The following is a 14,140-nucleotide window of genomic DNA, read 5'->3' on the forward strand; positions in this document are numbered from 1 at the left end:
TAGAAACTTTTTCTATATCAATTTCACTAGCTGAGGACATAGAATTAAACCATTAATACCATTTATATTCATTATATGTAAAACATCCAACCCTTTAACGAGCAAAATTGCTTGTTTAACTAAGCTAATTTACCATTTTAATATAACAACAATAAGAAGCAATCCATTTTTATTGGGTTAGGACTGCCAAATTTGAGTTCCAATTAATTTTTTGCACTCGAAATCAGAAGCCGTTATATTTCATTAAGTAGTTCAGTTCATGTCGGGAAAAATGCAGAAACATAGCAATTAACAGAAGAAAACACAATGAAATTCCCATATAAATTAGCAAGAAAAAATAACAAAAACCACAAAGAACATAATCCTCTTTGTGGTTTTTACTCTATTCTACTTTCTCTTTTACTCTGAATATAGCAAGAAGCTGAACTATTTCATTATTTTAAGAACATCTTTTGAATGTTTTAACAAACCTAGTAACCCCAGTCCTTTTTTTGCAGCTTTTGATAATTTCTTTTCGGCAATCTTTATTATTTTTTCTTCAGCATTAGAATAATTGCCCGAATGAAAAATTGGTTGTGGATCGTATTCTATTACAAGTTGAATGGCTTTAGCTTCATCTTCTCCGACAATTTTATTCGCTAAAAATAGAGCCATATCTATACCTGCTGATACACCAGCGGCAGTGATATATTTTCCTTGTTCAACAATTCTTTCTCTTGTCGGAATCACGCCGAAATCATTTAATAGATTAATTGGCTTCCAATGTGAAGTGGCTTTTAATCCTTTGAGTAAACCTGCTGAAGCAAGTAACATAGAACCAGCACATACAGATGTAGTCCATTTTGTTGTTTTATCGATTTCCTTTATCCACTTTAAAACATTCTCTTTTTTCATTTCCTCAATAAATCCTATCGTTGAACCTGGTATGACTAAAACATCCGCCTCTTTCACATCAGCAATACTATGCTTTACATTAATATCGATAAAACCAGAATCAGCCTTTATTTCACCTGTTCTTTCAGCAACAAAGTATATTTCGGCATCTGTCATATTCCTTAAAACCTCATATGGTCCAATAGCATCGAGCATTGTTATACCGTTGTACACATAAATGATTATTTTCATAATTCTCCTTAATACCCATTATTTTTTTAATATATCCTTTTTCAATTTAAGACAAAAACTCAGTACCCAGTATATTTTCAGCCTTCATATCCACTGCGAACCAAGTTGAATTGTCATCAAAACCTTCGGACTGGTTCCATGCCAAAACAAAATGAACCTGGCAGCATTCATTCTTCGGTAATTCTGGAATTTGCACCAAAAGACCATTTTGCAAATATTCAACGATAGCGTGTTGAGCGATTTCGTCTTTTATGTTGAAACGATCTGGCATCAAACGCTTGATCTTTGCTCGCTGTACAAGACTAGGACCATCTTCCGTTCCAAGTGTAAGGCGGTATTTATCATAGTCCCATGTGATCGCATCCAAGCCTTCTCCACTGTCAGGATGGCCATCAACTTCTATTGCATCAATTGGATTTAATCTTCCGTAAAAATCACATCTAAAATGATCAACAAGGGCTTTAACTCTCCAAACAGCACCAAACACCTTTTCCACATTCATATTGGCTGGAATATTGATCGATGGCTCACAGATTACCAGTTCTGCAAGAAAGTCCGAATGATAATAACAAATAGACATTCCTCCGTTTGCTAATCGGTAATAAGTCTCTTTTGTAAAAATATTTGATAGATCTTCATCATTGAGTCTAATCCCAAAAGAAGTATTACCAAGGGGTGTCTGGACCGTTGTATCGCAATTTTCAATACGCTTATGTTTATTTCCGGACTTGAACAACTTCACTTCAAATCACCCTCTTTAAAAATCTTCCAACCCTCCATTGAAAGCAGCTATACTCTATTGGAAAAAGAGATCCTTTTGCCATAAAATTTCAAAACGATAAATAGAATCAAAAAACTGACAACAATAAAAGGGAAATAAATTGTATCAATTATTTCTAAATTCAATGCCTTATACTCTGCTTGCAAACTACCATCAAACTTTGCATACTCATCTGCTTTTATATGCTCAATATGTACGATCACACCTATGATACAAAACCCGATAAAACTTATGAGTAACAATAGGTATTTGGCCTTCAAGTTCATTCACTCCTAGTATATTTTAAAGCTCATCTTTCCATATAAGGAATATGTTCAACAAACAGGAACGATAATCCTTTTTTATTGAATCGATCGGTGAATCATAAATATTCATCAATGAAGAAACATTAGTACTCGTGTTGCAAAAAAAAATGACAGTATAGAATTTAAATTTCTATGACTGTCTACTTAATCTATCTTTGATTCAATTTTTGTGTAATTCGTCCTTCACTATTGGAAGAGTGGCATTCGCCCCCTTAACCTGCTTTAACGTTGCGACTATTAAAAAGCTGACAATCACCAGCAAAAGCCATGAGCTCACTTTTCCTAAATGAACAAGGCTCCATGCATCGGTCTGGTTTGGATATTGCCAAGCTCCAAAGAATGTGGCGATATTTTCGGCGATCCAGATGAAAAATCCGATGAGCACGAATGAAAGTGCGATTGGCATGCGGTAACGAGTACCGCCCACATCGTAAGTGACCCATGACTTCCAAAAAACGATAATGACAAGTCCTGATAACCACCAGCGTACATCAATCCAAAAATGGTGAGTAAAGAAATTCAAATAAATCGCCGATGCTAGGGCTACCACGACCAAAAAAGGCGGCCACGCAACAAGGTCAACCTTCAATCTCCTCCACGCCTGGCAAAGGTAACTCGCCACACTTGCGTACATAAATCCGCTATACAATGGCACTCCGAAAATCTTGGAATATCCTTCGTCTGGATATGACCAGGACCCCATATGTACCTTAAATAGTTCAAGAACCAGACCAATTATGTGGAACAATGTAATCACTTTTAACTCATCCCGAGTTTCCAGTCCTGAGCGCACCATCCACCACTGCATCAGCAGGCAGATGATGAGCAGCCAGTCATACCGCGGAAGGAAGGGAAGTGGCATGATTTGTGTCAATGCTAATGAGGCAAAAATAACAACAGGAAACAAACAGGAAAGAGCCTGTTCCCAGCCAAAACGAACGAGTTGCTTAATTGCTCTCATCATTTCCCCCTCCAATTTTACTCCATGGGCATTTCCAAGGAGACTTCCTCCACCATTTGACTGGCTGTTATTCTTCAATCTCATCATCATTTTGATACTCCAAAATATCTCCTGGCTGACAATCCAAAGCTTTACAAATTGCCTCCAGCGTCGAAAACCGAATCGCTTTAGCCTTGCCATTTTTCAAAATAGAAAGATTGGCCATGGTAATTCCAACCCGTTCCGAAAGTTCGGTTACGCTCATTTTCCTTTTAGCCAGCATCACATCAATATTGATTATCATTGCCATCGTTTTCACCTCAGACCGTTAAGTCATTTTCTGACTTTATTTCAATTGCTTCTTTTAACAGTTTTTGAAGAACACCAGCAAAGACTGCGATCACCATTGAAGCGAAAATAAGCACTAATCCAATTAGGATGATACCAGGGGCATCGTCAAACTCAGCCATCAGATAATAGAGTGGCATCCCCGCTGAAAGCAAGATGCTGATTGTGATGGCAGCGTTTTTGATTTTTTTCAATGCCATTACGGATAGATCAGAAAAAGCTTCATTCCTGTCAATGTACTGCAAAAGTTTAAAGGCCTGTAATAAAGCAAAGTAAAAAGGTATTGCCGCAGCATATAAATCGATAAATATGAGATATTTCAAATAAGGATGGCCTGGTACCAATTCCACCATGAAATTTGCAATCTCAGGCACCACAAATATGCACAAAGCAAGAACCGGAAGTCCAATAAGAATAACAGCCATCTTTAAAAAGAGAGTTGTTCCTTGTTTCATTAAAAGCACCCCATTTAAATATTGTCAAAATTAATTTAACAGATAATTTATCGTTTTTCAATAAATATTTTTCGTTTTCATTGATTAATTTATCGAAATAAAAAAAGGCTGCACAGTTAATCCGTCAGATTGACTGTGCAGCCCCTTTCCATTTAAAGTGTCACTTGAAAATGATGACAAGTAATATCCATGCCACCCTTTAGATAAAATCTGTGAGCATCGTGTCTTTGGACACCTGAATCCAAATGAAATTGCTCACATCCATTTACCTTTGCCTGCTTGATCAGCCATTCCCAGAGGATTCCTGCATACCCTTTACGACGGCTTGTTTCATTCGTGATCAGATCATCTACATACATATATTTCCCCCAGGCCAGGGATTCAGTAATCCTGTAACCAGCAGTTGCCTTAACATCATTATTTTGTATGAGGGCAACCAATTGATACCCATAATCATCTTGTAATCTTCTAATTTTACTTAAAAATTCTTCTTCTGTTAGATGTGGCCGAAGTTGTTTAAAGGTACTAAAAGTAGACATAATCTCCGGATCCGATTTCATTATTTTTACAATTTCATTCATCTAATACTTCCCCTTACATTTTCATGAAATTTTACTATGTTCAAGATTATCTATTGTGAATGCTATCAATAGATTTAATTGGACGAGGTCTTCATAAGAGCTGTTCGATAAGGGAACACCTCAGCCGTCATAATCCCATGCTTAACAGCAGGATCTTCATTCATGAATACCGTTGCCATTTCATCGTTTTCTTCAATAAAAATAACGATTCCAAAGGTTTTTTCACTTTCTCCATCCGTTTTTCCAGCAGTAATGACTTTCCCTTCATCACAGTAATTTTTCAGTCGAATAAAATGCTGACCGACTATTTCACGATCTTCATCGGTCCAATTCTGTTCTTCATATAATCGAGGAATTAATTTTAAAATATAGATGAATTCTCTCACTGTTCCACTCCTAACAAAAAAAAATTTTTATGCAGCTGAACTTCTATTCACCAAACGCCTTCCTATATCCATAAAAAGGACGATAACCTAAACCTTCATAATAGGATTGGGAAGAACTACTCGCAAGCATTTCGATCCTAGTTTCGGGGTACAGAGCATGTACGTACGCAAGCAACTTTCTTCCCAAGCCTAATCCCCGATAATTTTTATCAATAAGCAATTCACAAATATAAAGACTTATATGGCTATCAGTAAGACCGCGAATATACCCGATTATTCCTCGGTTATTTGATTCTACCACAAAAGCTATATTCGACTTTTCCCATCCCTGACTTGTATTCATGGATTTTTCCACTAAGTTTGTCCAGCCCTCTTCTTTATTTAAATGTTGAATATGGTTGAAATCATCTTTTACATATGGGCGAATAAATGCCATTTCATTGTTATTTAATTTGATTTCCACGCGAAACCTCCCAAACTCACATTAGTAATATAGAAATTCAACAAAAAAGTGCATTAATCCTTTTTGGATCGATGCACTATTTTCCACTCCCTTAATACCTCTAAAAACAACTCATTTATTTCATTCAATCAACCAGCAATCACGGTATTCACCTTCGTGGAGCTCTCGTTTGGGCAGCAGCTTCACTTTCCTAAATCCGCATTTTTCATAGCAGTTAATCGCCCTTGTATTCCTGACTTGAGGATCCATGACCACTTTATCTGCATTTTTTTTGGCAAAAAGATAGGCTGTCATTGAGCAAACCAATAATGACCCAATCCCTTTATTCCAATAATCCACTTCACCGATAAACTGGTCCGTCCCAAAAATCCGCCCTTTTTCATATCCATATACTTTTCTAGTAGTCTCATCTAATTCGTAAAATTGGATATAACCGATCTCTTTGCCGTCATACTCAATAATGCATTTAACATCCTCATCATCAGGAGAATAAAAAACGTCGGAGACTTTTTGCAAATCAAAAGAATTGTCCCTGCCTTCATAGAATTCAAGAACCTCAGGGGTTGAGAGCCATTTAACTAAAAGGTGTTTATCATTTTCACTCAATAGACGAACGGTTAACCCGCCATTTTTAAAACACAGGGACGGTTCTTCTGTTTCATCGGATCTATTCTCTAAAAACACTTAAACCTTCCCCCTCTGCTCCAACCAGCCCTGCATTCTGTTCTTTTTATTCCAAGCCGTTTCTCCAGGACGGGTTATGTAAAGAGTGACCATAATTCCCCTCCAATCCACTTATAAAAAAGAATCATTTCTCCTTCACGTCGTATGAATCCTGCAAAAATAGCTCAATTGGTTAAAGTTTTTTCTTTACTTGTTTGTCAGTTGGAACAATAAATGCTGCAACAATATAAAGAAACCAGATGAGACCGCCAGTAAAGAATCCAGATAATACGGTCAGAATCCGAAGAATACTAACATCAATGTTATACATTTCACTTAAGCCGCCCAGTAAGCCTGATAGCTGTTTGTCATTCGTGGACCTGTATAATGCTTTCACCAAAATACCTCCCAAATGTGATTAGCTCTAAACCCATTCCATTATTTGTAACTATACGACTGAAATCCCTTAAGGTTTCATTTTTTCACCCAATCGCAATGAACTCGAATAAACCTCCCCCCTTTGTGCAAAATACCTTTGGAAAACAAGGGGACGGTTCTTCTGTTTCATCAAACATATTTTATATAGTTTCTAAAAACACTAGAACCGTCCCCATGTGCCTGAAAAGGAGGTGTCACCATGCCAAATCAAAATGACAACAAGTTCAAGAAAATCCAATCTGAAAGTTTCAAACAAGGAAAATCACAAGAGGAATATGCTGCGGAACTTGAAATGAACAAGCTGAAAGCTCAAAAGAGGAAGTAATTGTGGGGAAAAACGTGGGGACGGTTCTTCTGTTTTAGTTCACACCAGATTCTGAAACACCAGAACCGTCCCCTTGTTCAAAAATTGAACAGGTTTGCAAGTTGGATTAATTCTTCTCCATCGCCCTGTGGCTTATCTACAGGGCCTTCATTCGACATATAGTATATATATTTTTCTGTAATAATGAATAACTGGGCTGAGCCATATTTTGTTGTTGGCTCGTAAAGCACTGCTCGCTGGCCAGCGACATTTACTTCTCTGATGATCCTGCCGTAAAGCGGCTGTTCAGGCAGGAAAAGGACCATCATCTCTTCTACAGATTTCTTTGTATTTTCTGTATTATGAACATTGATAAATCTTCCTTCTGAACTTGTTGGATAAAAAGCCTGGATAAATAATATTTCCTTATTTCCGTTATTCACAATAACAGGCACAATGTTTGGTTCCCCGATGATGGTGTCGATCTTCTTATGTGCATCCATGGGGTAAACAACAGATTCCATTCCTTTTTTCGTTAACACCGGAGTTTCTTTGCCATTAATGAGTTCCATTGTGTATAGTTTCTTACTGTTGGATTCACTTAATGAGACTAATGACTTTTGAAGCAAGCTCGATGGACTGCTTACTTGAACGATAACTAAAAATAGGAATGCCAAGGCAACACCAATGGTCGATACGAATCTGATCAGTTTATATGTATGCGACTTGAATTTTTCCTTTTTAATCTTTCTGTCCAACTTATTTCTGACTATATCCGACTGATTCAGGCTCCATTCCATATCAAATTCTACCTTCTGAAGAGCGCGGTCAAATATTTTCGTTTCATTTTGTATATTCATGTAGTACCGCCTCTTTCTTCAGGATTTTTTCCAAAGCTGACAATCCACGACTCAAAGTGGATTTCACCTTGGTTTCCGAATAATTCAAGATTTCCGCAGTTTCACTTATTGAGAACCCTTTTATCTTTCTAAGAATAATGACTTCCCGGTGAGTTGGCTTTAGTTTTCCTAAGGCTTCGTAAATTTCCCTTGAACTTTCTTTTATCTGTACAACATTTTCAGGTAAAAGCTTGCTTTCAATTGGAGGATGAAAGAACTCCTTGAAAAATTGGATCGGCTTTTGTTTTCTAAGATAATCCACCGTCACATTATGAGCGATACTGAACAACCAGGTCTTTTCACTTGAATCTCCCTTAAATGTATGATGATACTTATATGCTTTGAAAAAGGTCTCCTGGGTCAGATCCTCAGCCTGCTGATAATCTCTCGTTAACATCAAAATAAACTTAAAGATTGTCTGATGATACTGATCGTACCATTCGTTAATCTCCTCTTCTCTATAATCGAACATGCAAATTCTCTCCCTGTTAAAAAACATAATACTTAGACGTATTAATTTAAAAAAGGTTGTGTTTTTTGTAATTTTTTTAATAATAAATCCCGAATTAATTGTACCTAAAACACTGGGGACGGTTCTACTGTTTTACACGACCAAAATTATGCCGTTATCTGAAACACCAGAACCGTCCCCCTGTTCCACAAAAATAGCTGACCGACCTCCAACAGGTCAATCAGCTAAACTCAAAACTAAACGAATACCGTTATCTGAAACACAAGAACCGTCCCTTTGTTTTTGTACCCCTGATTTACAAGAACCGTCCCCCTGTTTCATTTTACCAGAAGGGTTTCCTGAATCTCCTTTAGCATTTCCTCAAACTGGGCTTCATCGTGAAAATCCTCGGTCTCCCAGTTATTCAAAATCCAATGGACCAGCTCGGTCGAAGAGTTGAACACCTCGCCGCTGGAGTCTGCTTTTTTGATCATATACCGCCCGTTATCCTCATCAATCGTGACTTCACATGGAAAAACATTATCCCGGCATCTTAAGAAATATTCCATTGTTCAACCCTCCCCTTCCTTCTAAGCCCCAGCTTTTTGCTGCTTCAATAAAAGTACCGAAAAATATTTCCGTGCATCGGGTGTAAGAATCTGCAGTGTTTCGTTCTCACCTTCAGCATTTTCGAATTCAACGAACGCGCCGCTCAAATTCTCCACGACATTCTTGATTCGAAAGCCCTGCTGGATCATAAAATCCATCCGGTCTCTTTCTTGTAAAAATTCCTGGTACTCTGACAAAGATGTCACTCTCCTTTCAATTATGTGTTAATTGGATTTGTCGCTTCCGGAATAACGACCGGATCAAGACCTTCTTCAATCGTCCAATCCCGGCCAACTGTAATCCCAAGATATTTCTCATCGCTCGGATCTTCAATTTCAGCCTGCTTGTATTTCACAAACCACCAGTGTTTTGCCAGGAAATAATAGATGACGGCACCTACGAGAAAACCTACTATAAAGGAATAGGATGGGAAATAGTAAGCTGCTGCTCCGCCAATAACCCATGCGATCAAGCCAGCAAGATTAAATCCGTTCATATACCTGAATTGTCCGTGATCTTCATATAACTCCTGCACATTTACTCTCCTTTTTCGAAGGACATAATAATCAGTGAACAGGATTCCAACGATTGCTGACAGAATACCACCTATGACAAGCAGAGCCGGTATGATGATGCCGAATAGACTCCATGGCTGGACCGCAATACCTACAACACCAGCCAAGATTACTCCCACCCAGAATGGAACTTTGGGACCGCCAATATTGGAGAAAATCGTCGCAGCCGGTATTACGTTAGCAGATGTATTCGTCGACCATTGTGCAAGAACAATCATCAATAAGAGAATTCCGAGAATGAAGCCGCTCGCCGCTTGCTGAAGCCCAACAATCGGGTCATAATTCAATACTGCAACATAAGAAACAGCTCCAATAATCACCATAAACGTATTTACAATAGGCATCGTAATCACGCTGCCAGCAATCTGAGCCTTGTTGCGCTTGAACCAGTTACGCTCGTTTTTAGGAGCCTTGAAGAAACGTGATAGCGAAGGCATATCAGCTGCTAGCGTCGCCCAGAATCCCATGTTCGCCATAACAACGACCATAAATGCTGTGAATGCCGCTCCCCCAGTAACCGGGCTTTCAACCCACACCCAAATGTCTCTGCCTTCTGCCATCGCCTTATCTGAAAGTGACACATACATCCAGCAGGAAATGATGATGATGATTGGTGCTGCCAGGTCGGCAAATCGTTCAACCGCTTTGATTCCAAGTGCTGTATTCACAAGCTGCACAACTGCAAATAGCACGAAACAGATAAACCAATTATCATAACCATAGAGTAAGTTTAAAATTCCATTAATAGCCGTTGCACCAAAATAGGTGTTGATCCCAAACCAGCAGGAAGCCGCCACACCACGGACAAGTGATGGAATATGGGTGCCCATCGTTCCGAAAGGTGCTCTCATATACACCGGAAACGAGAGTCCGTGCTCTACCCCAATGTCCCCGATGATTGTCATAAATATCCCAATCGCTACCGAACCAACAATCGTTGCAACGATTACCCATCCAAGCGGCAGCGTTTGGATCCCTGCACCGCCAATTGCGAATGCTGCAAGTACAATCGCCATACCAATCCAAATGACAGAAAAACCAAATGCCCCAATATTCCTTTTATCGTGTGAAATTGGCAGTAAGTCAGGAGACTTTAAGTAATTACCATTTTTACTCATTCAGACACCCCCAAAATAAAATATACACAATTTTCTGAATTCAAAAAGCAGAAGAATTTCAATTGACCTATTAATAAATTCTTCCGGTCCACCTCCTTTTTTAACAAAAAAGTCAACACTGAATTTAATAAACTATCATGACATGGCCAACAGCAAGGGAGTTGGCTCCCTCACTGTGGCGATGGAATGATTCATAAGGAATGGTTTCTGAGAATTCTTCATGTATTTTTGCTGGGTGTCTGCTAGATTAGAAGGTCAGTGTTTTATTTTCATTCGTTTTTGCTTCACCATATTTCGCCCGCTTGAGATACTGACCGGCACCCGGTTTTCCTACGAACGTTTTATCCCGAATAACAAACTCCCCTCTTGATAAAACAGATACAGGCTCCCCTGTCACCTTCATTCCTTCAAAAGCACTGTAATCAACAGCCAAATGGTGAGATTCAGCAGAAATTGTTCTCTCCACAGATGGATCAAAAATGACAATGTCTGCATCCGCACCGACTGCGATCGTTCCTTTCTTAGGATACAAGCCAAACAGTTTTGCAGCCCGTGTGGAGGTTACATCAACAAACTGGTTGAGCGAGATTCTTCCCTTTAAAACTCCCTCAGAGAACATAATGGATACTCTATCCTCAACGATTGGTCCACCATTCGGAATCTTAGAAAAGTCTCCTCTTCCTAATTCCTTCTGCCCCTTAAAATCAAAAGAACACTGATCAGAGCCTACAGTTTGCAGCTGGCCAGTCTTTAACGCGTTCCACAGAACATCCTGATTCCATTTTTCACGAAGTGGTGGTGACCATACGTATTTCGCACCTTCGAAATCAGGCTTCTCCAGATAGGACTGATCAAGCACCAAATACTGTGGGCAAGTTTCACCCCAAACTTCGATGCCTTTATTCCTGGCTTCAGCAATTTTCCTTGACGCATCAGCACAGGAAACGTGAACGACATAAAGCTGGGAATTCGCCAGACCAGTAAATGTTGCTGCCCGCTCCGTTGCCTCTCCCTCCACTTCAGCAGGTCTTGTCAACGCGTGATAAATCGGATCCGTGTTGCCCTGTGCCAGTGCCTGTTTTGTCAGGTATTCAATGACATCGCCGTTTTCAGCATGGACCATGACAAGTGCTCCCAGGTCCTTTGCCGCCAGCAGCGTTTTGAAAAGTGTTTCGTCATCCGCCTGCAGGACGTTTTTATAGGCCATGAACACCTTGAAGGATGTGATGCCCTCATCATTGATGACAGAAGGAAGCTGTCCGAGAACATCATCATTAATCTCCCCAATCATCAAGTGGAAGCTATAGTCGATGACTGACTTTTCCTTTGACTTTGCATGCCACGTTTCGATTGCATCCTTCAGTGGAACCCCTTTATTTGTTAAGCAAAAATCAATAACGGTTGTCGTCCCGCCAAACGCAGCAGCAATCGTTCCCGTCTCAAAATCATCCTTCGTAACCGTCCCGCCGAACGGCATATCAAAATGAGTGTGCGGATCCACGCCGCCAGGGAACACATAACATCCCTTCGCATCCACAACCTCCGCTCCCTGCGTGGGCAGACTCTCTCCGATCATGCTGATGACCCCATTCTCAACGAGTACATCCGCCAAGTACGTATCCGTAGCTGTTACGATCGTTCCGTTCTTAATCACCTTTTTCATGATATACCTCCTAAAAAGAATGCTGTAGTGAAGTAAAGTTTCATATTTGTTAAAGAATTGAGTAAGATTTACTTTATTTTGTTTTTCCTAGTTTGATTGAGAACCCTTTTGAAGTTACAGTTGCTTCGTTCGGGCATTGAAACCTGGTTTGAGTTCCCATTCGAGCTCCAATCTCCTTCGTTCGGGCAATGAAACCTGATTTGCGTTCCCATTCGAGCTCCAATCTCCTTCGTTCGGGCAATGAAACCTGATTTGCGTTCCCATTCGAGCTCCAATCTCCTTCGTTCGGGCAATGAAACCTGATTTGCGTTCCCATTCGAGCTCCATTCTCCTTCGTTCGGGCAATGAAACCTGGTTTGAGTTCCCATTCAAGCTCCAAACACCACATTTCGGGCAATGAATTTGCGTTCCCATTCGAGCTCCATTCTCCTTCGTTCGGGCAATGAAACCTGGTTTGCGTTCCCATTCAAGCTCCAATCACCACATATCGGACAATGAAAACACTTTTTTGTGCCCGATCTTGACCTACAACCTCAAGTTCGGACACATACCAAACTTCTAAGTTACCTTTCTTACACTTCGCCACCCTGATCGGGAACATAGACCGGGTCTATGTTCCCTTTCCCATGCTCAGCACAAGTTTGGGATCATAGAGCTCTTCTAAGTTACTACTCTTTCACTCCGAAACTCCGTCCTGCTCCTAACTCAAGCTCTTGCCTCACCAATCTCCATCTCACTTAACAACCGGATCCACACCACAAGCCAGCACGCCAAGCGCGGCCTGGCGCTCGTTCCAGGTCATTGGCGGCAGCTCGCTCTTGAGCTCGACCATGTCGATCGCACCGTCTACCGGACAAACGATCGAGCATAGATTACAGCCGACGCAATCTTCTTCGCGCACTTTCAGATAGCTGTTTCCGCTCGCGTCCTTCAGCATATCGATACACTGATGCGAGGTATCCTCACAGGCGATATGGCATTTATTGCAGTTGATGCATGTATCATTATTGATTCTGGCGACAATCTTGTAATTCAAATCAAGATCGCCCCAGTCGGAGTATTTATGAACCGACTTGCCTACCAGATCCATCACCGAGGCAATTCCTTTTTCATCGAGGTAATTGTTCAAGCCCTCAATCATGTCCTCGACAATTCGGAAGCCGTGGTGCATCGCCGCCGTACATACTTGCACTCCCGTTGCGCCCATCAGCATAAATTCAACGGTATTCTGCCAGTTGGAGATACCGCCAATTCCGGAAATCGGGACATTGATCCGCGGATTCCGTGCACATTCTCCAACCATATGAAGTGCAATCGGCTTTACCGCCGGTCCGCAATAGCCGCCATGCGCACCTTTTCCGCCTACATGCGGTACCGTATCCCAGGTATGGATATCCACCGCAGCCAGGCTGTTGATTGTGTTGATCATACTAATCGCATCGGCTCCGCCTTCGCACGCTGCTTCGGCCGTGACGGTGATATCGGTGATATTCGGTGTCAGCTTGACGATTACCGGAGTCTGCGCGACTTCTTTTACCCAATACGTCTGCATCTTCACGAGCTCAGGCACCTGTCCTGAAGCAGCGCCCATCCCACGCTCAGCCATTCCGTGCGGACAGCCAAAATTGAGCTCGAGGCCATCGACACCCACATCCTCAACGCGCTTGACAATCTCATGCCATTTATCCTGCTTTGGCTCGACCATCAACGAAGCAATGATCGCGTGGTTCGGGAACTTTTTCTTTGTTTCATAGATTTCTTTTAAATTCACCTCAAGCGGGCGGTCGGTGATCAGCTCAATATTGTTGAACCCGGCTACCTTTTGCCCGTTAAAACTTACCGCCGCAAAGCGGGAAGAGACATTCAGGATTGGATCGCCGAGCGTCTTCCATACCGCACCACCCCAGCCAGCCTCAAAGGCGCGCTGGACTTGATAGCCCGAGTTGGTTGGAGGAGCAGAAGCTAACCAAAACGGATTGGGTGACTTAATTCCTGCCAAATTGATACGTAAATCTGCCATACACTTACCTCCCTTT

General features: G+C 40.9%; 19 protein-coding genes. 1 reads left to right on the forward strand and 18 read right to left on the reverse strand.

Features of this window, described 5'->3' with window-relative positions; translation table 11 throughout:
• Positions 1–426: 426 nt before the first annotated feature.
• From ACXAEA_RS12885 to ACXAEA_RS12930, 10 genes are all read right to left on the reverse strand, one after another.
• Entirely contained in the window at positions 427–1,125 is a 699-nt protein-coding gene (locus ACXAEA_RS12885; protein WP_475096288.1) for a DJ-1/PfpI family protein, read from the reverse strand.
• Positions 1,126–1,171: 46 nt separating this feature from the next.
• A complete protein-coding gene (locus tag ACXAEA_RS12890; protein ID WP_475096289.1) occupies positions 1,172–1,867 on the reverse strand; it encodes a hypothetical protein in 696 nt (231 codons plus the stop codon).
• Positions 1,868–2,371: 504 nt separating this feature from the next.
• Positions 2,372–3,172: a DUF817 domain-containing protein gene (locus ACXAEA_RS12895; RefSeq protein WP_475098123.1), complete on the reverse strand. Its 801-nt coding sequence runs from the start codon at positions 3,170–3,172 to the stop codon at positions 2,372–2,374.
• Between the two features lie 67 nt (positions 3,173–3,239).
• The gene (locus ACXAEA_RS12900) at positions 3,240–3,461 is read right to left on the reverse strand and encodes a helix-turn-helix domain-containing protein (RefSeq protein ID WP_475096290.1); all 222 of its coding nucleotides are present in this window, start codon (positions 3,459–3,461) and stop codon (positions 3,240–3,242) included.
• Between the two features lie 10 nt (positions 3,462–3,471).
• Positions 3,472–3,954, reverse strand: a complete 483-nt coding sequence (locus ACXAEA_RS12905) for a DUF2975 domain-containing protein (protein WP_475096291.1) — start codon at positions 3,952–3,954, stop codon at positions 3,472–3,474.
• Between the two features lie 152 nt (positions 3,955–4,106).
• Entirely contained in the window at positions 4,107–4,535 is a 429-nt protein-coding gene (locus ACXAEA_RS12910; RefSeq protein ID WP_475096292.1) for a GNAT family N-acetyltransferase, read from the reverse strand.
• Positions 4,536–4,609: 74 nt separating this feature from the next.
• Positions 4,610–4,921 carry a YciI family protein gene (locus ACXAEA_RS12915; RefSeq protein WP_475096293.1) on the reverse strand — a complete coding sequence of 104 codons (312 nt, stop codon included), beginning with the start codon at positions 4,919–4,921 and terminating at the stop codon, positions 4,610–4,612.
• A gap of 43 nt (positions 4,922–4,964) precedes the next feature.
• Positions 4,965–5,384: a GNAT family N-acetyltransferase gene (locus ACXAEA_RS12920; RefSeq protein WP_475096294.1), complete on the reverse strand. Its 420-nt coding sequence runs from the start codon at positions 5,382–5,384 to the stop codon at positions 4,965–4,967.
• Positions 5,385–5,504: 120 nt separating this feature from the next.
• Entirely contained in the window at positions 5,505–6,026 is a 522-nt protein-coding gene (locus tag ACXAEA_RS12925) for a GNAT family N-acetyltransferase (protein WP_475098124.1), read from the reverse strand.
• Positions 6,027–6,240: 214 nt separating this feature from the next.
• A complete protein-coding gene (locus ACXAEA_RS12930; RefSeq protein WP_475096295.1) occupies positions 6,241–6,444 on the reverse strand; it encodes a PspC domain-containing protein in 204 nt (67 codons plus the stop codon).
• Positions 6,445–6,684: 240 nt separating this feature from the next.
• Between ACXAEA_RS12930 and ACXAEA_RS12935 the strand changes: the two genes are divergently transcribed.
• Complete coding sequence (locus ACXAEA_RS12935) at positions 6,685–6,810, forward strand: hypothetical protein (RefSeq protein WP_264188227.1); 126 nt, start codon at positions 6,685–6,687, stop codon at positions 6,808–6,810.
• Between the two features lie 77 nt (positions 6,811–6,887).
• Here ACXAEA_RS12935 and ACXAEA_RS12940 read toward each other — a convergent pair whose 3' ends face one another.
• From ACXAEA_RS12940 to preA, 8 genes are all read right to left on the reverse strand, one after another.
• Entirely contained in the window at positions 6,888–7,649 is a 762-nt protein-coding gene (locus tag ACXAEA_RS12940; RefSeq protein WP_475096296.1) for a hypothetical protein, read from the reverse strand.
• Entirely contained in the window at positions 7,633–8,160 is a 528-nt protein-coding gene (locus ACXAEA_RS12945; RefSeq protein WP_475096297.1) for an RNA polymerase sigma factor, read from the reverse strand. The genes ACXAEA_RS12940 and ACXAEA_RS12945 overlap by 17 nt, the downstream gene beginning before the upstream one ends.
• A 317-nt stretch (positions 8,161–8,477) precedes the next feature.
• Positions 8,478–8,708 carry a hypothetical protein gene (locus tag ACXAEA_RS12950; RefSeq protein ID WP_475096298.1) on the reverse strand — a complete coding sequence of 77 codons (231 nt, stop codon included), beginning with the start codon at positions 8,706–8,708 and terminating at the stop codon, positions 8,478–8,480.
• 21 nt (positions 8,709–8,729) lie between these two features.
• Positions 8,730–8,954, reverse strand: coding sequence for a hypothetical protein (locus ACXAEA_RS12955; RefSeq protein WP_475096299.1), 225 nt, complete (start codon positions 8,952–8,954; stop codon positions 8,730–8,732).
• Positions 8,955–8,965: 11 nt separating this feature from the next.
• A complete protein-coding gene (locus ACXAEA_RS12960; protein ID WP_475096300.1) occupies positions 8,966–10,441 on the reverse strand; it encodes an NCS1 family transporter in 1,476 nt (491 codons plus the stop codon).
• Positions 10,442–10,688: 247 nt separating this feature from the next.
• Positions 10,689–12,104 carry a dihydropyrimidinase gene (gene hydA, locus ACXAEA_RS12965; protein ID WP_475096301.1) on the reverse strand — a complete coding sequence of 472 codons (1,416 nt, stop codon included), beginning with the start codon at positions 12,102–12,104 and terminating at the stop codon, positions 10,689–10,691.
• Between the two features lie 114 nt (positions 12,105–12,218).
• The gene (locus ACXAEA_RS12970; RefSeq protein WP_475096302.1) at positions 12,219–12,518 is read right to left on the reverse strand and encodes a hypothetical protein; all 300 of its coding nucleotides are present in this window, start codon (positions 12,516–12,518) and stop codon (positions 12,219–12,221) included.
• Positions 12,519–12,837: 319 nt separating this feature from the next.
• Complete coding sequence (gene preA / locus ACXAEA_RS12975) at positions 12,838–14,124, reverse strand: NAD-dependent dihydropyrimidine dehydrogenase subunit PreA (protein WP_475096303.1); 1,287 nt, start codon at positions 14,122–14,124, stop codon at positions 12,838–12,840.
• Between the last annotated feature and the right edge of the window lie 16 nt (positions 14,125–14,140).

This window comes from Mesobacillus sp. ABV4_180 (assembly GCF_056158485.1).

Coding starts and splice junctions, on each gene's coding strand:
- ACXAEA_RS12885 (WP_475096288.1), bottom strand. CDS start 1,125: ATGAAAATAATCATTTATGTGTACAACGGTATAACAATGCTCGATGCT.
- ACXAEA_RS12895 (WP_475098123.1), bottom strand. CDS start 3,172: ATGAGAGCAATTAAGCAACTCGTTCGTTTTGGCTGGGAACAGGCTCTT.
- ACXAEA_RS12900 (WP_475096290.1), bottom strand. CDS start 3,461: ATGGCAATGATAATCAATATTGATGTGATGCTGGCTAAAAGGAAAATG.
- ACXAEA_RS12905 (WP_475096291.1), bottom strand. CDS start 3,954: ATGAAACAAGGAACAACTCTCTTTTTAAAGATGGCTGTTATTCTTATT.
- ACXAEA_RS12910 (WP_475096292.1), bottom strand. CDS start 4,535: ATGAATGAAATTGTAAAAATAATGAAATCGGATCCGGAGATTATGTCT.
- ACXAEA_RS12935 (WP_264188227.1), top strand. CDS start 6,685: ATGCCAAATCAAAATGACAACAAGTTCAAGAAAATCCAATCTGAAAGT.
- ACXAEA_RS12940 (WP_475096296.1), bottom strand. CDS start 7,649: ATGAATATACAAAATGAAACGAAAATATTTGACCGCGCTCTTCAGAAG.
- ACXAEA_RS12945 (WP_475096297.1), bottom strand. CDS start 8,160: ATGTTCGATTATAGAGAAGAGGAGATTAACGAATGGTACGATCAGTAT.
- ACXAEA_RS12950 (WP_475096298.1), bottom strand. CDS start 8,708: ATGGAATATTTCTTAAGATGCCGGGATAATGTTTTTCCATGTGAAGTC.
- ACXAEA_RS12960 (WP_475096300.1), bottom strand. CDS start 10,441: ATGAGTAAAAATGGTAATTACTTAAAGTCTCCTGACTTACTGCCAATT.
- hydA (WP_475096301.1), bottom strand. CDS start 12,104: ATGAAAAAGGTGATTAAGAACGGAACGATCGTAACAGCTACGGATACG.
- ACXAEA_RS12970 (WP_475096302.1), bottom strand. CDS start 12,518: ATGGGAACGCAAATTCATTGCCCGAAATGTGGTGTTTGGAGCTTGAAT.
- preA (WP_475096303.1), bottom strand. CDS start 14,124: ATGGCAGATTTACGTATCAATTTGGCAGGAATTAAGTCACCCAATCCG.